This is a genomic window from Nocardia sp. NBC_01377, assembly GCF_045040005.1.
Classification (GTDB): Bacteria; Actinomycetota; Actinomycetes; order Mycobacteriales; family Mycobacteriaceae; genus Nocardia; species Nocardia noduli.
On record NZ_CP109566.1, the window covers coordinates 8016061 to 8033315 of the forward strand.

Consider the following 17255-nt stretch of genomic DNA (forward strand, 5'->3'; position numbering starts at 1 on the left):
GTGGACTTCACCAGGGACGAGGGCCAGGACGCCGTGGCCGAGGTCGTCGTCAGCGTGCTCGAGCGGGAGCAGGCGCGCGATTTCGAGCTGTGGCCGATCCTGGTCGACAGCGGACTGCTGTCGGTGGCCCTGCCGGAACGCTTCGGCGGCGACGGCATGGGCCTGTCCGAGATCTCGGTCATGTTGACCGAATTGGCCACCGACGCGGTGGCCGTACCCGCTCTGGCGACACTGGGTCTCGCTCTGCCGCCGCTGCTGGCCGGACTTCCCGACAGCGTCGCCGCGCGGGTGTTCCCCGAGATCGCGAGCGGCGCGATCCTCACCGTGGCGCTGAGCGAACCGGGCGCGCCCTTCGTGGACAAACCCTCGACCACCGCGGTCGTCGACGGTGATTCGGTGATCGTCACCGGAGCCAAGATCGCGGTGCCCTATGCCGAGCAGGCCCGTTGGCTGCTGATCCCGACCGACACGGGGCTTGCCCTTGTCGACGCGGGGGCCGACGGCCTGACCATCACACCGACGCCGACCTCCGGCGGCATACCGGAGGCCGGGGTGCGCCTGGACGGTGTGCGGATTCCGGCCGAGCAATTGATCCCCGACGGACTCGCCCGATTGCACCGCACCGCGATCGCCGCCATCGGTTCGGTCGCGGACGGACTGCTGAAGGGCGCGCTGGTGCTCACCGCCGAACATCTGCGGACCAGACACCAGTTCAACCGTCCGCTGGCCGAATTCCAGGCGGTCGCACAGCAGATCGCCGATCTCTACGTCGTCTCACGCACCCTGCACGCCGCGGCGGTGTCGGCGAACTGGGCTCTTGCCCAGGACGCCGAGACCGCGGCCACGCCGGAACACCGGGAACGCACCGACGACGATCTGGACGTCCTGGCCTATACCGTGGCCTCCGAACTGCCCGCCGCGATGCAGAAGTGTCATCACCTGCACGGCGGCATCGGCGTCGACGTTACCCATTCGATGCACCGCTATTTCTCACAGGCCAAGGACATCGCCCGCTGGCTCGGCGGCGCGTCGTTCCGACTCGACCGATTGGGGACCAGATGTTCATCGACCTGACCACCGAGCAACGCGCGCTGCGTGCCGAACTGCGTTCCTATTTCGCCGATCTCGTCACTCCGGAGGAGGAGGCGCAGATGCAGGTGAACCGTCACGGCGACGCCTACCGTGCCGTGGTGCACCGGATGGGCGCCGACGGCTGGCTCGGCGTCGGCTGGCCCAAGGAATACGGCGGCCAGGGTTTCGGCGCGGTCGAACAGCAGATCTTCTACAACGAGGCGGTGCGCGCCGATGTGCCGTTGCCGCTGGTCACCCTGCTGACCGTCGGCCCGACCCTACAGACCTACGGCACCGACGAGCAGAAGCGGAAATTCCTGCCGGGAATCCTCTCCGGCGACATCCATTTCGCGATCGGCTATTCCGAACCCGAGGCGGGCACCGACCTGGCGGCCCTGCGGACAAGCGCGGTGCGTGACGATTCCGGCGACTGGATCGTCAACGGGCAGAAGATCTTCACCACCGGCGCGCACGAGGCCGATTTCATCTGGCTGGCCTGCCGCACCGGAACGGTCGAATCCCGCCACCGTGGCATCACCATCCTCATCGTCGACACCACCGACCCCGGCTATTCGTGGACGCCGATCATCACCTGCGACGGCGCCCACCACACCAACGCCACCTATTTCGACAGTGTCCGCGTACCCGCGAACATGCTGGTCGGACAGGAGAACCGGGGTTGGCAGCTGATCACAACCCAGCTCAATCACGAGCGGGTCGGCCTCGGCCCGTCCGGCAAGATCGAACAGCTCTACGACCGGGTGCGCGACTGGGCGGGCGCGCACAAGGTGCTCGCCGAACCGGATGTGCGGCGCTCGCTCGGACGGATGCACGCCATGGTCCGGCTCAACGAACTGCTGAACTGGCAGGTCGCGGCCACGGTGGACAGTGAGACCGACGACCCGATGGGCGTCATCGCGGACGCGTCGGCCACCAAGGTGTACTCCACCGAAGCGCTCCAGGAAGCGGGCAGGCTGGCCGAGGAGATCGTCGGCGGCCACGGCGATCCGGCCGACTCCGACACCGCGGCCCTGCTGACCTGGCTGGACCGTCGCACCAAACAGAATCTGGTGCTGACCTTCGGCGGCGGCGTCAACGAGGTCATGCGCGAACTCGTCGCCACGGCCGGGCTGAAACTGCCGCGCGTACCCCGCTAGAGGACAAGGAGACTCGCGTGCCGGACACCACAGCACCGGAAGAGATCACCGCCGCCGCCGAAGCGATCATGGCCGCGGGCGAATGCGCCCCGCGCCTGGCGCGCGACCCGGTGAACCAGCCCATGATCAACAACTGGGTGGAAGCCATCGGCGACACCAACCCGATCTACGTCGACGAGGAGGCCGCCCGCGCGGCCGGACATCCCGGCATCGTCGCGCCGCCCGCCATGGCGCAGGTGTGGACCATGTTCGGGCTCAACGGAGTTCGACCGGCCGACGATCCGATGGGCACGGCCACCGCACTGCTCGACGAGGCCGGATTCACCTCGGTGGTCGGCACCAACTGCGAGCAGATCTATCACCGGTACCTGGCGCCGGGCGAGCAGGTGACCGTCACCAGTCAGCTCGACAGCGTCGTCGGCCCCAAACGGACCGGACTCGGCGACGGCTGGTTCCTGACCTTCCGCACCAAGTGGTACGTCGGCGACGAGAACGTCACCGAAATGCTTTTCCGCATACTGAAATTCGCACCCGGCACCGCGAAACCGCGGCAGCAGGCCGGTGAGCGGGTCGTACCGCTGGTCTCCCATGACACCGAATTCTTCTGGGAGGGAGCGAAAGCGGGCGAGCTGCGCGTCCAGCGACTGCCCGACGGATCGCTGCGGCATCCGCCGATTCCCGCGCTGTGGAAGGACAAGTCCGAGGTCACCGATTACGTGGTCGCCTCCGGCCGGGGCACGGTGTTCAGCTACGTCGTGCACCACGCGCCGAAGGTGCCCGGCCGTGGACTTCCGTTCGTGGTCGCGCTGGTCGAGTTGGAAGAGGGCGTGCGCATGCTCGGCGAATTGCGCGGCATCGACCCGGCCGAGGTCAAGGTCGGTCTGCCGGTGCGAGTGGATTTCGAGGTGCTGGACGACGATTCCACGCTGCCGTACTGGAAGGTTTCCGAATGACGACCGTGTCCGAACCGGATATCCGCGTCGGCGCGGTGCTGCCGGAGTTGGTGATCCACGCCGATCCCACCTTCGTCATCAGCACCGCCATCGCCACCCGGGATTTCCAGGATGTGCACCACGACCGCGACAAGGCGGTCGCGCGCGGGTCGAAGGACATCTTCGTCAATATCCTCACCGACACCGGACTCGTGCAGCGTTTCGTCACCGACTGGGCCGGTCCGCGCGCCGTCGTGAAATCCATCGCCCTGCGCCTCGGGGTTCCGCTCTACTCCGGTGACACGCTCACCCTCGCGGGCACGGTGACCGAACTCGACGGGGACGACATCCATATCGAGGTCACCGGGCGCGACAGCCTCGGCGACCACATCACGGCGAAAGCCGTGATCGCCTTCCCTCGGAGGTCACAGTGAGAGACAATCGCGCAGCCGCTCGCTGTGACCGACCGGGTGCGGGTGTCCCGCAGGTCACGGAGGTCACAGTGAGAGACAATCGCGCAGCCGCTCGCTGTGACCGACCGGGTGCGGGTGTCCCGCAGGTCACAGGGAGCCGAAGTGAGTGAGCAGAAAGGGCTGTCGGGGCGGGCGGCGGTCGTCGGTATCGGCGCTACCGATTTCTCCAAGGATTCCGGCCGCAGCGAATTGCGTCTGGCCGCCGAGGCGGTCACCGCGGCGTTGGCCGACGCGGGACTCACGCCCGCCGACGTCGACGGCCTGACCACCTTCACCATGGATACCAACACCCAGGCCGCCGTCGCGCGTGCCGTCGGTGTCCCGCACCTGAAATTCTTCTCCCACATCGGTTACGGCGGCGGCGCGGCCTGCGCGACCGTGCAGCAGGCCGCGATGGCGGTCGCCACCGGAATCGCCGACGTGGTGGTGGCCTACCGCGCCTTCAACGAGCGATCGGTCTCGCGTTTCGGGCAGTTCTCCACCGCGCTCGCGACCGCGCCCACCTCATCGGGTATCGACGCGGGCTGGTCCTACCCGCACGGTCTCGGCACCCCGGCCGCGCAGGTCGCCATGGTCGCGCGGCGCTACATGCACGTCTACGGCGCGACCAGCGAGGATTTCGGCCGGGTCGCGGTCGCCGATCGCAAACACGCCGCGGTCAATCCGGATGCCTTCTTCTACGGCAAACCGATCACGCTGGAAGACCACCAGCATTCCCGCTGGATCGCCGAACCGCTGCATCTGCTCGACTGCTGCCAGGAATCCGACGGCGGCGTCGCCATCGTCGTCACCAGCGCGGAGCGGGCGAAGGATCTGCCGCGGCGCCCGGCCGTCATCTCCGGCGCCGCGCAGGGCAGCGGAGCCGACCAGTACGTCATGACCAGCTACTACCGCGACGCCCTCACCGGTCTGCCGGAAATGGGTCTGGTCGGCGACCAGCTGTGGTCCCAGAGCGGCCTGCGCCCCGACGATATGCAGGCGGCGATCCTCTACGACCACTTCACTCCGTTCGTCCTCATGCAACTCGAGGAACTCGGTTTCTGCGGTCGCGGCGAAGCCAAGGATTTCATCGCCGACGGCGCGATCGAACTCGGCGGCCGACTCCCGCTCAACACCCACGGCGGCCAACTCGGCGAGGCCTATATCCACGGCATGAACGGCATCGCCGAAGCCGTCCGCCAGATCCGAGGCACCTCGGTCAACCAGGTCGACGCGGTAGAGAACATCCTGGTCACCGCGGGCACCGGCGTCCCCACCTCGGGCCTGGTCCTCACCGCCGGCTGACGGTAATTCAGTTCGCGTCGTAGGGGAGCAGAGTGAAGTGATCTGCTCCCCACAGCGGACGAAGCCGACGGAAATGCCGCTGGTCCAACGTGAGCAGTGTCGTTGTGCGATATCTGTCGGCCAACACCACATTCGACGCGTCGGCGATTCCCACGTAGTCCTTCGGGCTATCGAACTTGCGAGTCAGTTCAACAGCTACCGCGTGATCTTCGGGCGCCCACTCTGCGAGTTCGTATGCTCCGGTTACGATGTCTCGGCCGAATGCGCGGGCGGCATCGGCTCCGAGGCGAGAGGAGAGCATGTAGTCCGCTTCGGCGACTATGAACGGTGAGACGACGAGGAGACCTGCGGCTTCGGTGAGGATGCCGGCCAGCGGTACGTGTTCGTCGTATGCCTCATCGAACACAGCGAGTATCGCGCTCGTATCGACAACGACAGCGTTCACTCGCCGAAGCCTCGAGCCAGCTCCGCGTCGATCCGATCCGCGCTCAGAGGTTCGGTACTTCGATATCCGCCGATCGTCGGGCGTGGCTTGGCACCGCTCTCATCGATCAGGCGGTCGATCTCTTGCGCGAGCGTCAATCCATGCGTCGCCGCAAGTCGGTGCAGCCGGTCCCGAGTTGCTTTGGGGACCTTGATGGTGGTCGCAGTCATACCGGCGAGTATACCGAACTGCCGATCACCGCAGGGTGATCGCGGTTGCCTTGCGTAGCAGTAGGTCTCGTTCGCGTTCGTTGCCCGCGAGTCGGGCGGCGGCCTCGAATTCGGCGCGGGCCTCGTCGCGGCGGCCGAGGCGGGCGAGGAGTTCGCCCCTGGTCGCGGGGAGCAGGTGGTAGCGGGCGAGGCGGCCGTCGGCGACCAGTGCGTCGACCAGGCGGAGGGCGGCGTCGGGGCCGACGGCCATGGCCACCGCGGCGGCCCTGTTGAGTTCGACGACCGGTGAGGGCGCGATCCGGCCGAGTGCCTCGTAGACGACAACGATGCGTTCCCAATCGGTGTCGTCCACCGAATTCGCGACGGCGTGAGTTTCCGCGATGGTCGCCTGGAGCGCGTACGCGCCGCGACCGCGGCCGAGCGCGTCCACCCGTCGCAGTGCGATCCGGCCGCGCGTGATGCTGCTGCGATCCCAGCGCCGCCGGTCCTGGTCGGCGAGCAGGATCGGATCGCCGTTGACATCGGTGCGCGCGGGAAAGCGCGCCGAGGTCAGCTCCATCAGGGCGAGCAGGCCGTGCACCTCGGAGGCGTCCGGGACGAGCCCGGCGAGAACGCGGCACAGCCGCACCGCCTCCAAACCCAGTTCCGGCCGCATCCAGGTATCGCCGCGGCCCGCCGCGTAGCCTTCGTTGAACATCAGGTAGAGCACGCCGAGCACCCCGGCCAGCCGAGGTCCGAATTCGAGCCGTTCCGGCACCTCGAACCGCACCCCGGCGGCGGCGAGTGTCTTCTTCGCCCGCACGATCCGCTGCTGCACGGTGGCGGTCGAGACCAGGCATGCGCGAGCGATGTCCTCACTGGACAACCCGCCGACCACCCGCAGCGTGAGCGCCACCTGCGCTTCCCTGGCGAGTACCGGATGACAGGCGATGAACACCAGCCGCAGCACGTCGTCATCGATGTGGTCGGGATCCCACGGCGGTTCCGTGTCGTCCTCCAGCGCCATCTCGCGGGCGATTCCGGCCAGCCGTTCGGCGTAGCGTTCGTCGCGCCGCCAGCGATCGACGGCCCTGCGCTTGGCGACCGTGGTCAGCCAGGCGCCCGGATTCTTCGGAATCCCGGTCTGCGGCCACTGCGCCAGCGCGTCGATCAGGGCGTCCTGGGCGAGATCCTCGGCGAAACCGAAGTCGCCGACGGTTCTGGTCAATGTCGCGATGATCTTGGCGGATTCCATGCGCCAGACCGCCGCGACGGAACGCCGAACCGATTCCGTGCGGTCGTCCCGTGTCGCGGCGACGTTCATGGCTCGAACTCTCGAATTCTCGGTCGTGGATCTAGGAGTTGCGCGCCTCGGCCTCGTCGCGCCACTGGATTTCCTTCTGGATCCACTCGTTGTCCTGCGGGAAATCCTCGTTTCCGTGCACCCGGCGCACCTCGATCTTGGATCCCGGGCCGAGCGGCACACGCTTGGCCCATTCAGCGGCTTCTTCCTTGGAGGCGACCTCGAGGATCCAGAACCCGCCGAACAGTTCGGTGGTCTCGCCGTAGGGGCCGTCGGTGACCAGCGGCGGGTCGGCGGTGAAATCGACCACGAACCCTTCCTCGGGGCCCGCGAGTCCCTCGCCCGCGAGCAGCACGCCCGCCTTGATCAGGTCCTCGTTGTACTTGCCCATGGCCTCGATGACCTGCTCGAACGGGATGTTCTTCGAAGCTTCGATCGCCTCGTCGGTCGAACGCATGATCAGCATGTATTTCATCGTTTTCTCCTTAGTCACGGGTCGTGTCTCGACCCTCTCATCCATCACGTCGAACGCGAAGGACACAGATCGACCGCCCGCCGAAAGTTTTTTCGGAATTCTTTTCGACGCGGATACCACGCCGGGCGCGGCCGCCGTCACGGCGTAGTTTGAGGCGGCAGCACCGCGTCGCCCCGAGGAGTTCGATGACACCCACGCACCTGGTCGACGTGCACGTCCTCTTCCTGCGCGAGGACGAGATCCTGCTCAGCAAGCGCCGCAGTCCCGACGAATTCGACGGGAGTTGGCATCTGCCCGCGGGCAAACTCGAACCGGGGGAGTCCGTGACCGCGGCCGCGGCCCGCGAGGCCATGGAGGAAGTGGGCGTCACCCTCGATCCGGCGGAGTTGGAGCTGATCCACGTCTCGCACGTGGTCGCCCCGCATCTGCCCGCCCGCCTCGGCCTGTTCTTCCGAACCCGGTGTTGGATCGGTGAACCGGACAATCGCGAGCCGGACAAATGCTACGAACTGCGATGGTTCCCCCTCGACGCCCTGCCGGAGAAGGTCATCTCGTACTCGCTGAACGGGATTCACGCACACCGCACCGGTGCGCGCTATTCCGAACTCGGTTGGCGCCGGTCCGAATCGTGAGGGTCGCCCGACGCCGACTGCCCGATGGATTCCGGCCGGTGACGTCGGCCTCCCGCGGTCGTCCGCGCCGACCTCACCGGCCGTGCGCGGCGCCACGCAGATACGTCGACAGCAGCGCGGTCAATTGGGCGACGCTCTCGTCGGTCCCCGCCCGCATCCCGGCCCGCACCCCCGCGAGCCGGTCGAACACCGCGCCTTCGACCATCGCGACGAAATCGGCCGCCGACCGATCGGGATCGGCGGTCTCCAGGGCCAGGAACAGATCCCGGGCGCGATCGACGGCGAACAGGCTGCGGGCGAGCCGATCACGCGAATCCGCGTCGCCGATCGATTCCACGATCAACGCGTGCCGCGCGATCAGATGATTGCGGCGTTCGGCGAGTAGCCGATCCAGCCACCGGGCGACGGCGTGCGCGACGGAGTCGGGGTCGATGCGCCCGGTATCGGCGTGGACACCGGCGGTGCCTCGGTCGATGATCGCGGAATCGCTCCTCGTCGACGTATCGATGTCGATCGCCCGCATCGGTTCCGAAGCGAGGAAATCCTCGCGGGAGCGGATGGTGACGCGTTCCGAGATGGCGTCGACGAGTGCCTTCTTGGTGCGGAAGTAATAGGAGGCGGATCCGGGCGGCAGTGCTAGTTCGGCGTCGAGGGCGCGGTGGGTGAGCGCGCGGATACCCCCGGTGGCGATCAGGTCGATGGCCGCGTCGACGAGGCGTGCGCGGCGGCCGGTAGTGGACATCGTCACCTTCTGTGGCCGGGACATTCGACACTCCTCTACAAATGTAGAGGACGGAGGAGGGTGTCATGGATACGGTCGACCTGGATGCCGATCAGCGTCGGGTCGCGGCCCGGCTCGGGGAGTTGCTCGACCGGCGCGGTCGGCCGGTGAAACGACGTCGGGGGATCTACCTGCACGGTCGCCCCGGGCGCGGCAAGACCATGCTGATGAACCGCTTCTTCGACAGCGTGGCCTCGGAACACAAGCGGCGCTGGCATTTCCATCGCTTCTTCGCGCGGTTGCACGCCGCCGTCCACGAGAAGGGTTCCATCGACGCCGCCGTCGCCGCACTGCTCGGTGACGCCGCGCTGGTCTGTTTCGACGAATTCCACGCTGACGACATCGGTGACGCGATGCTGATCGCCCGCGTACTCGACACGCTGTTCGCCCGCTCCACGGTTCTCGTCCTGACCTCGAACCATCCACCCGCCGACCTGCTGCCGAACCCGCTGTTCCACGACCGGTTCGTGCCGACCATCGACCGTATCGTTCGGCACTTGGACATCGTCGCCGTGGACGGCCCCGTCGACTATCGAACGTTGGGCAACAGCGCCGGAACAGGTTTCGCGGCCGGACGCTACGTCATCACGGCGACGACGGGAGTGAGCGTGGCCGAACGCGTGACGTCCCAACCCGGGCGAACGGTGTCCGACGTTCTCGTCGGCACCCGTCGAATCCACGTCCGCGCGACGACCGATTCGATCACCGTCGATTTCGCCGCCCTCTGCGCCACCCCGACCTCGGCGGCCGACTATCTCGCACTCGCGCACCGTTTCCGGCGGTGGACGCTCACCGGCGTGCCTCGATTGCACAAGGCGCACCCCGACGCCGTCACGCGTTTGGTGAACCTGATCGACGTCCTCTACGACGCCGATCTGGAGCTGACCGTCCACGCGGACGCGGCGCTGCCGGAGTTGCTGGACGGCGTGCTGGGTATCGCCGGTATCGCCCGAATTCGCAGCAGGCTCAGTGAGATTTCACAACCCGCGCCGGTGGCTTCTGGGTAGCTGACCCAGGCCGTTTCGAGTGGTACGTTCGTACCTGGTACACCGTATAAACCCGAGGTGATACGAAGTATTCGATTCTCTCTCGAACGGGCAGCCGGGCATGTAACCATGTGGCTGTTTCGGGCAGTACTCAGATTTGGTGGTAATCCGGTTGGTTCGGGCGCGAGCGCCGATATCGCGCGTGATCGTGCTGATCACGCTGCTGGTGTGCGCCGCGATAGCGTTACGCGGCCATATACCCGGCGCGGGCGATACCGTCGAGCATCGGTGGGTTCCCTCGGCGATAGCGGTGGCGCTGATGCCGGTGCTGTTCACCGTCTCGGTGGTGATCCTGCTCGCCGGGGTGATCGCGAGCAGACATCGCCTCCCGCTGTCCATGCCGGACGTCGACGACGATCCGGCCGGTCCGACGAAACCCGGCCGAACCCTGGAGATCGTCCTCGGCGTTCTCGCGGTGCTCGCGCTCGTCGCCTCGGCGGCCGTCGCCGTCTACACGATCGGCCTGCGGGGTGGAAACGAGACATCGCCCCCACCGGCGCGAACCGCCCCCGGCGTCGCCCCGGTCCCCGGCGGATCGGAGCCCACGGACCCCGGCGCGGCGGCGGACGGGCTCAACGGCCTTCCCCTGCTCCTGACCGGTATCGCCGCCGTCGCCCTGATCGTCGTCGCCCTCGCCGGGCTCGTCGTCGTGGCGCTCGCTGCCCGCCGCACCCCGCGCAGGGAAGCGCAGCCGGTTCCCGCCGCGCCCGCCGTCGTGGTCGATTCGCTGACCCGCGCCGCCGAAATGGGCCTGGCCGCGATGAACGCGCCGGGCCAGGACCCGCGCACCGCGATCATCGCCTGCTACGTCGCGATGGAACGCGGACTCGCCTCCGATCGCGCCGCCGCGCCGCTGGCCTCGGACACCCCGATGGAAGTGCTCGCCCGCGCCTTCGAACGCGGCGCCCTGCACGACGCGTCCGCGCGCGAATTGGTCAGCCTGTTCGAAGAGGCGCGGTTCAGCCCTCATTCGATGATGGAATGGCAGCGGATGCGCGCCGAACAATTGCTGCGAATCGTGCTCGCCGACCTGCAGGGGGCGCGGGCATGAACCGGGTCGTCGTCGTGGTCGCCGCGATGGTTCTCATCGCGGTGGCGGAACTGGTCACCTTCGGGAAAGCGCCGGGCGTACTGCTGCCGGTCGCCGCGATCCCGTTGGCGCTGGCCGTCATCCAGTTGACGCTCGGGCTGCGACGCGGCCGGGAGATCGACGAAGAGGAACCTCCCGACGATATGGAGAACGGCCCCGCCGAGATGCTGTATCGCTGGCACGCGCGGGCCCAGATGCTGGCCGATCGGGCGGAGGGCACCCGCGCCGACTGGGACCGGCACCTGCGTCCGCTGCTGGCCAAGGAGTTCGAATTGTCCACCGGCCTACGGGTCGCGAAGAACAGGAAGGCGACCGAAGCCGCGGGAATCCTGCAATTCGGTCCGGAGCTGTGGCGCTGGGTCGATCCGGCGAACTCGGCACTGCGCGATCAGACCTCGCGCGCGCCGGGACGTGCCGCGCTGGACGAGATCCTGCGTCGTTTGCAGGGAATGTAGCGGTCGTTCATCACACGAATGGGTTGAGGCAAGTGCGAGAAGACATATGACGATGCCGATGGACGCGACGGTCCAGCGCACCGAAGCCGTTCTCCGGGAACTGTCCCGGGTGATCGTCGGTAAGCGCGACGAGTTGCAGCTGATCATGATCGCCGTGCTGTCGGGCGGGCACGTCCTCATCGAGGATCTGCCGGGATTGGGCAAAACCCTGATAGCGCGGTCGTTCTCGGCCGCGCTCGGCCTGGAGTTCACCCGGGTGCAGTTCACCCCCGATCTGCTGCCCGCCGATCTGCTCGGGTCGACGATCTACGACATGTCGTCGGGCCGTTTCAATTTCCGGCGCGGGCCGGTGTTCACCAATGTGCTGCTGGCCGACGAGATCAACCGGACCCCGCCCAAGACCCAGGCGGCGCTGCTGGAGGCGATGGCCGAGGGACAGGTGAGCATCGACGGTGAGACCTTCCCGCTGCCACAGCCTTTCATCGTGCTGGCGACGGATAATCCGATCGAGTACGAAGGCACCTATCCGCTGCCGGAAGCGCAGCTGGACCGTTTCGCCATCCAACTGCGCCTGGGCTACCTGTCCGAACACGACGAGGCCCAGATGATCCGGCGCAGACTCGAACGCGGCTCGACACCCCCGCAGGTCGGCAAGGTGGTCGAGGCGGGCGGTCTACTGGAGATGCGCCAGTCGGTCGAATACGTGACGGTCCACCCGGACGTGGTGGGTTACGTGGTCGCGCTCGCGTCGGCCACCCGCTCACATCCGCAGGTCGAGGTCGGCGCGAGTCCACGCGCCGAATTGGACCTGGTCCAGATGGCCAGAGCCCGCGCGCTGCTGCTCGGTCGCGACTACGTGGTCCCCGAAGACGTGAAAGCGCTCGCCGTCCCGGCGATGGCCCACCGGATCACCCTGCGCCCCGAGATGTGGGTCCGCCGGATTCGCGGTGAGGACGTGATCGCCGAACTGCTGCGCCGCCTACCCGTTCCGCGCGCAAGTGTGACGTGAGCATGCGGGGTCTGCATCGCGCACCGGAACCCGACGAGTCGGGGGACGACACCGAGTCGCGTTCGACCGCGCCGGCCGGCGCCGGGCGGGGGGCCGCGCCCGCGCCGACAGCACGTCCGGGGAGCGGCAGCGGGTCGGGCTCCGACGCCGAGTCCGCGCCGAAAGGTGTCCCCTCCGGCATCGCGCGAGGGTCCGGTGCGCGTTCCGGACCTGTCTCCGAAACCCGGCCCGGGTCGGGAGCGGACGCGGTGGCACCCGAACCGTGGCCCCGCACGATTGCAGCGTCCACCACCGGCCCACAGCAGGCGGTGGACCCGGCAGCGGTCACCGCGCCGTCCGTGATCCAAGGCGCCGCCGGGCGCAGAGCCGCCGCGCAGGCGTCGAATTCCGGTGACCGGTCCGTCGCACGCCATCGCGATGTGACCAGAACCGTCGACGCCGAATTGCACTGGCGACCCGCGGCTCTGGTGTACATGCTCGCCGTGTGCGCGGGTGCGGCGATGGTGACGGCGGTCGCTTTCGGGCAGTGGCAGCCGATCCTGTTCGCCGCGCCCATGCTCGGCGTGCTCGCCACCGCGCGGTGGCAGCAGTCGCGCACCAGAATCCAGGTCGACGGCGGCGGCACGCTGCGCTGCTTCGAGACCGAAGAGGTGGTGCTGCCCGTCGCAGCCTACGTCGACACGGGACACGCCCTGCTCCGGCTGAAACCGGAGCCGGTCCACGGACTCGGGATCGAAATCGAGGAGGCGAGCGATTCCGGGACGGCGCCCGCCGGGTTGCGGCTGGCCCTCACCGCGGATCGCTGGGGCCGCTACCCCTGCGCAGTGCGGGTCTCCGCGCTCAGCCCGGCGGGCCTGGCGGTCGCCACCGCCGTGCTGCCCGCGGGGCAACTGTACGTGTACCCGATCACCGATCCGCAGCGAATGCGTTTGCCGCGCACCGAACTTCCCGAACGTCTCGGCACCCATCTGACCAGGAAATTCGGTCCCGGCGTCGAATACGCCGATATCAGGGCCTACGTACCGGGCGACCAGCTGCGGACCGTGAACTGGGCGGTGAGCGCCCGGCGCGGCAGGCTCCATGTCACCGAACGACTGACCAACCGTTCGGCCGATGTCGTCGTGCTGGTCGACACCTCGCAACAGGCACCCGGCCCCGCGACGGATTCGCTGGAACTCTCGGTGCGGGGCGCCGCGCAGGTGGTGCAGTCCACCCTGCAAGCTGGCGACCGCACCGCCGTCGTGTGTCTCGGCGGCACGCCGCGCTGGCTGCGCCCCGATATCGGTCGGCGCCAGTTCTACCGGATCGTCGACACGGTGCTCGAGGTCGGCGACGAACATATCGAGACGACCGGCACCCTCGCCCCGCACGCGGCGGTGCCGCTCGGCGCGGTCGTGGTCGCCTTCTCCACCCTGCTCGACACCCAATTCGCGCTGGCGCTGATCGATCTGCGCAAACGCGGACATGTTGTCGTCGTGGTCGACGTGCTGCGCGGCACACCGTTCCGCGACGGTCTCGATCCGACGCTGGCCCGCATGTGGCAGCTCGAACGGGCGACGATGTACCGGGATATGGGCACGGTCGGCGTCGATATCGTCGCGTGGACCGAGGGCGCCCGGCTCGACCAGGTGATGCGCCTGCTGCCCGAACACCGCAGAAGGATCAGGGTGCGCCGATGACCAGATTCCTCGCAATCCTGTCCGGCGCGCTGCTGGTTCTCGCGGTCGCGCTGATGATGCCGTTCGCGGCGATTCCCGCGATCGTCCTGGTGGTTACGGGCTGGTGGTTCCGGGTGTCGGCGGTGACCGCCGTACTGCTCGCGCTCGGTGTCCTCGTCGCCTCCGAGACCGGCGTCCTGGCCGCGGCCGCCGCGGGCCTGGTGGCGACCACCTACCTGCTGAACACCGCGACCGTCTCCGCCCCCGTCGGCGTGGTACCGACCACCGTCCCCTCCGTCGCGGGCGCCGTCCTCTTCTCGGTCTGCGCCATCGCCGCCGCCCTGCTCCCTCTCCGCCTCGCCTGGGCCCCCATCGCCGCCCCGATCCTGGTGATCCTGCTGTACGGCACGATCATCCAGGGCCTGGCAGTGCGCAGACCCCGCACCGCAACCGCGCCACCGAGGCGGTAGACACCCGGTTTCCGAACCGAGCGCCGACCGGACCGTCTCGTGCCGTTGGCCTATTCGAACCAGAGGGTGACGTCTCCGAGGACCGGGGCTTCGTCCCGCTCGACCGCCGTCGCGGCGATGGTGAGCGAGTTGTCCGCTCGCCAGATTCGCGCGCGGATGGTTTCGCCGGGGTACAGGACCCCGGCGAAGCGGGCGCTGAATCCGGTGACGCGGGCGGCGTCGGAGTCGAGGACGGTGTCGGTGGCGGCTTTGCAGACCATGCCGTAGCTGCACAGTCCGTGCAGGATCGGGTTCGGGAAACCCGCGCCGCGGGCGAACCCGGGATCCGAATGCAGGGGATTGCGGTCGCCGGACATGCGGTAGAGCAGGGCTTGTTGCGGCAGGGTCGGCACGGTCACGTCGAAATCCGGTGCGCGGTCGGGCAGTTCCGATTTCGCGCTCGGTCCGCGCTCGCCGCCGAATCCGCCTTCGCCCTTGGCGAAGATGGAGGAGCGGCTGGTCCAGAGCGTCTCACCGTCGGAGCCGACGATCGTGTGCTCCTGCACCACCACGGCCGAAGATCCCTTGTCCCACAGTTCGGTGATGCGGGCCTTGCGGGTGGCCTTGCCCGAGGTCGGGATCGGCCCGTTCAGCCGCACCTCCTGGAAGCCGTGGACCACTTTCGCCAGGTCGATATCGATACCGGGGAACACCACCGTCGGCGGTTCGGTGTCGTGGAAGGTCGGCGCGACGGCGGCGAAGGTCGGCAGCACCTGCGGGGCGCGGTCGTCGAGGTAGCGCAGTTCGACGGGGTCGGTCCAGCGCGCGCCCGCGCCGAGACCCAGGTGGTAGAGCTGGATATCGGAGGGCGTCCAGGCGAACGCGAGGTCGGGCAGTTCGGCGCCGAGCGCGATCTTCGGGTCGATGGGCATCGGTTCTCCCTTTGTGGATAGGTGTGGACAGAACACCGCCGCGGAACGGTCCGCCTGTCCATTGTGTCGGGGGCGGAAGCCGAACCGCGGCGTGCGCGATGGCGGGGCTCAGGCCTCGGCGGCGGCTTTGGCCGAACCCGCCTTCTTGCGTTCGGCGATATCGAGGACGGCCAGGTAGCCGAAGGTGATCGCGGGACCGATGGTCGCGCCGGGCCCGGCATAGGTGTGGCCCATGACCGGGGTACTCGAATTGCCGGAGGCGTAGAGCCCGTCGATGACCGAATCGTCTTCGCGCAGTACCCGGCCCGAGGTGTCGGCGACCAGGCCGCCCTTGGTCCCGAGGTCGCCCGGCACGATCTTGGCCGCGTAGAAGGGCCCCTGCACCAGTCCGGCGAGGCAGGGATTCGGCTTCACGGTCGGATCGCCGTAGTAGCGGTCGTAATGGCTGTTACCACGGCCGAAATCCTCGTCCTTGCCGGATTCGGCGAAGGTGTTGAACCGGGTGACCGTCGCGGCGAGGTTCTCCGCGGGCACTCCGATCGTGCTCGCCAACTCCTCGAGGCTGTCGGCCTTGACGATGTTGTCGTTCTCCATCCAGCGTGACGGGAACCGCAGTCCGGGCCGGAGTCCGGCGAAGATGTAGCGGTTGCGGTAGCGCTGATCGAAGACCAGCCACGCGGGAATGTTCGCGCCCGGCCCGTCGCCCTGACCGTATTCGCCGCCGTACATGGTGTGCACGGCCTCGACGTACGGCGCGGATTCGTTGCCGAACCGCTCGCCGTCCGGATTGACCATGATGCAGCCGGGCAGATTGCGTTCGGCCAGCGCGAACCACGGCCTGCCGCCCTTGAAGACGGTCGGGCCCCACCAGGCGTCCTCCATGAAGCCGACCGCGCCGCCCGCTGCCATGCCCGCGATGATGCCATCGCCGGTGTTGGCTGCCGCGCCGGTGGTCCATTCGGTGACGATCGGCTGACGCTGGTACTTGGTGCGCATCTCGGCGTTGTGCTCGAAACCGCCGCTGCCCAGTACCACGCCGTATCTGGCGGTGAGGCGCACGGTCTCGCCGTTCTGCTCGGCCTCGACCCCGGTGACCGCGCCGTTCTCGACGACGAGTTTCGTCAGCGGGGTGTTCAGCAGCAGTGGCACATTCGCGTCGAGCAGACCCTTGCGCATGGCCGCGATGATGGCCTGCCCCATCACCATCAGGTGCTTGTTGGTGAATTTCGCCCAGTAGGTGCGCGCGCCGACCCGCATGGCCCGCATGATGCCCTTGGGGTGGCGGCGGATGAGGTTGAGTCGCACGAAATCGGCCTGGGTGACCGCGACGTTGAGCGGCGCCTTGGCGTAGGGCGGTTCCAGGTTGAACCGCTCCTCGCCGAGGATCTTGGCGTCGAAGGGTTTGGGTTCGCACGAGCGGCCTTCGCCCTTGCCGCCGGGCGCTTCGGGGTAGTAGTCGGAGTAACCGGGCACCCAGCGCATCTTCAGCGGAGTGTGATCGAGGACGAAGTCGAAGGCTTCCGCGCCGCGGTCGATATAGGTGTCGATCCGCTCCTTGGGCACCACGTCGCCGATGATGCTGTGCAGGTAGGTGCGGGCGACGTCGCGGTCGTCCGGTCGCCCCGACGCCTTCAGCGCCTTGTTGCCCGGGATCCACACGCCACCGCCGGAACGGGCCGTCGAACCACCGTAGTGGGCGGCCTTCTCGATGATCACCACGCTGAGCCCGTGGTGCGCCGCGGTGAGTGCGGCGGTCATGCCCGCGGCGCCGCTGCCGACCACCACCACATCATATTCCCGATCAGTCATGTAGAACACGTTATAGAATGATGGCGCCTCTGGTCTATGTTGTGTGGCAGAAGACTTGCTAGGCAT

Annotated in this window: 19 protein-coding genes; 12 read left to right on the forward strand and 7 right to left on the reverse strand. The window is 67.9% G+C overall.

The genetic code is table 11. The features are described 5' to 3' along the window. The 5 genes from OG225_RS36865 (at nt 1) to OG225_RS36885 (ending at nt 4917) form a co-directional block, all read left to right on the forward strand. On the forward strand, nt 1-1074 hold the full coding sequence (locus OG225_RS36865; protein WP_405179317.1) for an acyl-CoA dehydrogenase family protein: 1074 nt from the start codon (nt 1-3) through the stop codon (nt 1072-1074). Then, the gene (locus OG225_RS36870) at nt 1059-2228 is read left to right on the forward strand and encodes an acyl-CoA dehydrogenase family protein (protein WP_405179318.1); all 1170 of its coding nucleotides are present in this window, start codon (nt 1059-1061) and stop codon (nt 2226-2228) included. Before OG225_RS36865 ends, OG225_RS36870 begins: the two co-directional genes overlap by 16 nt. A 68-nt stretch (nt 2229-2296) precedes the next feature. Continuing rightward, entirely contained in the window at nt 2297-3181 is an 885-nt protein-coding gene (locus OG225_RS36875; protein ID WP_405183495.1) for a bifunctional MaoC family dehydratase N-terminal/OB-fold nucleic acid binding domain-containing protein, read from the forward strand. Beyond that, complete coding sequence (locus OG225_RS36880) at nt 3178-3594, forward strand: MaoC family dehydratase (protein WP_405179319.1); 417 nt, start codon at nt 3178-3180, stop codon at nt 3592-3594. Before OG225_RS36875 ends, OG225_RS36880 begins: the two co-directional genes overlap by 4 nt. A 141-nt stretch (nt 3595-3735) precedes the next feature. Then, the gene (locus OG225_RS36885) at nt 3736-4917 is read left to right on the forward strand and encodes a lipid-transfer protein (protein WP_405179320.1); all 1182 of its coding nucleotides are present in this window, start codon (nt 3736-3738) and stop codon (nt 4915-4917) included. 7 nt (nt 4918-4924) lie between these two features. On the opposite strand, the gene OG225_RS36890 is transcribed toward OG225_RS36885, so the two are convergent. Genes OG225_RS36890 through OG225_RS36905 form a run of 4 tightly spaced genes read right to left on the reverse strand, consistent with a single transcriptional unit; the run spans nt 4925 to nt 7328 of the window. After that, nucleotides 4925-5362: a PIN domain-containing protein gene (locus OG225_RS36890; protein WP_216915769.1), complete on the reverse strand. Its 438-nt coding sequence runs from the start codon at nt 5360-5362 to the stop codon at nt 4925-4927. Beyond that, nucleotides 5359-5571 carry an antitoxin gene (locus OG225_RS36895; RefSeq protein ID WP_216915767.1) on the reverse strand — a complete coding sequence of 71 codons (213 nt, stop codon included), beginning with the start codon at nt 5569-5571 and terminating at the stop codon, nt 5359-5361. The genes OG225_RS36890 and OG225_RS36895 overlap by 4 nt, the downstream gene beginning before the upstream one ends. A 25-nt stretch (nt 5572-5596) precedes the next feature. Next, on the reverse strand, nt 5597-6874 hold the full coding sequence (locus tag OG225_RS36900) for an RNA polymerase sigma factor (RefSeq protein ID WP_405179321.1): 1278 nt from the start codon (nt 6872-6874) through the stop codon (nt 5597-5599). 31 nt (nt 6875-6905) lie between these two features. Further along, a complete protein-coding gene (locus tag OG225_RS36905; RefSeq protein WP_405179322.1) occupies nt 6906-7328 on the reverse strand; it encodes a YciI family protein in 423 nt (140 codons plus the stop codon). 185 nt (nt 7329-7513) lie between these two features. Here OG225_RS36905 and OG225_RS36910 point away from each other — a divergent pair, with 185 nt between their 5' ends. Next, the gene (locus tag OG225_RS36910) at nt 7514-7960 is read left to right on the forward strand and encodes an NUDIX domain-containing protein (protein WP_405179323.1); all 447 of its coding nucleotides are present in this window, start codon (nt 7514-7516) and stop codon (nt 7958-7960) included. A 73-nt stretch (nt 7961-8033) separates the two neighbouring features. On the opposite strand, the gene OG225_RS36915 is transcribed toward OG225_RS36910, so the two are convergent. Further along, nucleotides 8034-8726: a TetR/AcrR family transcriptional regulator gene (locus OG225_RS36915; protein WP_405179324.1), complete on the reverse strand. Its 693-nt coding sequence runs from the start codon at nt 8724-8726 to the stop codon at nt 8034-8036. A gap of 41 nt (nt 8727-8767) precedes the next feature. Here OG225_RS36915 and zapE point away from each other — a divergent pair, with 41 nt between their 5' ends. The 6 genes from zapE (at nt 8768) to OG225_RS36945 (ending at nt 14469) form a co-directional block, all read left to right on the forward strand. After that, nucleotides 8768-9748, forward strand: coding sequence for a cell division protein ZapE (gene zapE, locus OG225_RS36920; protein ID WP_405179325.1), 981 nt, complete (start codon nt 8768-8770; stop codon nt 9746-9748). A 181-nt stretch (nt 9749-9929) separates the two neighbouring features. Beyond that, complete coding sequence (locus OG225_RS36925) at nt 9930-10838, forward strand: DUF4129 domain-containing protein (protein ID WP_405179326.1); 909 nt, start codon at nt 9930-9932, stop codon at nt 10836-10838. After that, nucleotides 10835-11332 (forward strand): hypothetical protein, encoded by a 498-nt coding sequence (locus OG225_RS36930; protein ID WP_405179327.1) that lies wholly within the window; start codon nt 10835-10837, stop codon nt 11330-11332. The genes OG225_RS36925 and OG225_RS36930 overlap by 4 nt, the downstream gene beginning before the upstream one ends. A gap of 46 nt (nt 11333-11378) precedes the next feature. Then, complete coding sequence (locus OG225_RS36935; RefSeq protein WP_109525126.1) at nt 11379-12341, forward strand: MoxR family ATPase; 963 nt, start codon at nt 11379-11381, stop codon at nt 12339-12341. A 248-nt stretch (nt 12342-12589) separates the two neighbouring features. Continuing rightward, nucleotides 12590-14020, forward strand: a complete 1431-nt coding sequence (locus OG225_RS36940) for a DUF58 domain-containing protein (RefSeq protein ID WP_405179328.1) — start codon at nt 12590-12592, stop codon at nt 14018-14020. Further along, nucleotides 14017-14469 carry a hypothetical protein gene (locus OG225_RS36945; protein ID WP_405179329.1) on the forward strand — a complete coding sequence of 151 codons (453 nt, stop codon included), beginning with the start codon at nt 14017-14019 and terminating at the stop codon, nt 14467-14469. Before OG225_RS36940 ends, OG225_RS36945 begins: the two co-directional genes overlap by 4 nt. A 50-nt stretch (nt 14470-14519) precedes the next feature. On the opposite strand, the gene OG225_RS36950 is transcribed toward OG225_RS36945, so the two are convergent. Together OG225_RS36950 and kstD are read right to left on the reverse strand one after the other, a co-directional pair. Beyond that, nucleotides 14520-15380, reverse strand: coding sequence for a MaoC/PaaZ C-terminal domain-containing protein (locus OG225_RS36950; protein WP_405179330.1), 861 nt, complete (start codon nt 15378-15380; stop codon nt 14520-14522). Between the two features lie 108 nt (nt 15381-15488). After that, the gene (gene kstD, locus OG225_RS36955; protein WP_405179331.1) at nt 15489-17198 is read right to left on the reverse strand and encodes a 3-oxosteroid 1-dehydrogenase; all 1710 of its coding nucleotides are present in this window, start codon (nt 17196-17198) and stop codon (nt 15489-15491) included. Between the last annotated feature and the right edge of the window lie 57 nt (nt 17199-17255).

Coding starts and splice junctions, on each gene's coding strand:
- OG225_RS36870 (WP_405179318.1), top strand. CDS start 1,059: ATGTTCATCGACCTGACCACCGAGCAACGCGCGCTGCGTGCCGAACTG.
- OG225_RS36875 (WP_405183495.1), top strand. CDS start 2,297: ATGGCCGCGGGCGAATGCGCCCCGCGCCTGGCGCGCGACCCGGTGAAC.
- OG225_RS36880 (WP_405179319.1), top strand. CDS start 3,178: ATGACGACCGTGTCCGAACCGGATATCCGCGTCGGCGCGGTGCTGCCG.
- OG225_RS36895 (WP_216915767.1), bottom strand. CDS start 5,571: ATGACTGCGACCACCATCAAGGTCCCCAAAGCAACTCGGGACCGGCTG.
- OG225_RS36900 (WP_405179321.1), bottom strand. CDS start 6,874: ATGAACGTCGCCGCGACACGGGACGACCGCACGGAATCGGTTCGGCGT.
- OG225_RS36905 (WP_405179322.1), bottom strand. CDS start 7,328: ATGAAATACATGCTGATCATGCGTTCGACCGACGAGGCGATCGAAGCT.
- OG225_RS36910 (WP_405179323.1), top strand. CDS start 7,514: ATGACACCCACGCACCTGGTCGACGTGCACGTCCTCTTCCTGCGCGAG.
- OG225_RS36915 (WP_405179324.1), bottom strand. CDS start 8,726: ATGTCCCGGCCACAGAAGGTGACGATGTCCACTACCGGCCGCCGCGCA.
- zapE (WP_405179325.1), top strand. CDS start 8,768: ATGGATACGGTCGACCTGGATGCCGATCAGCGTCGGGTCGCGGCCCGG.
- OG225_RS36930 (WP_405179327.1), top strand. CDS start 10,835: ATGAACCGGGTCGTCGTCGTGGTCGCCGCGATGGTTCTCATCGCGGTG.
- OG225_RS36935 (WP_109525126.1), top strand. CDS start 11,379: ATGACGATGCCGATGGACGCGACGGTCCAGCGCACCGAAGCCGTTCTC.
- OG225_RS36945 (WP_405179329.1), top strand. CDS start 14,017: ATGACCAGATTCCTCGCAATCCTGTCCGGCGCGCTGCTGGTTCTCGCG.
- OG225_RS36950 (WP_405179330.1), bottom strand. CDS start 15,380: ATGCCCATCGACCCGAAGATCGCGCTCGGCGCCGAACTGCCCGACCTC.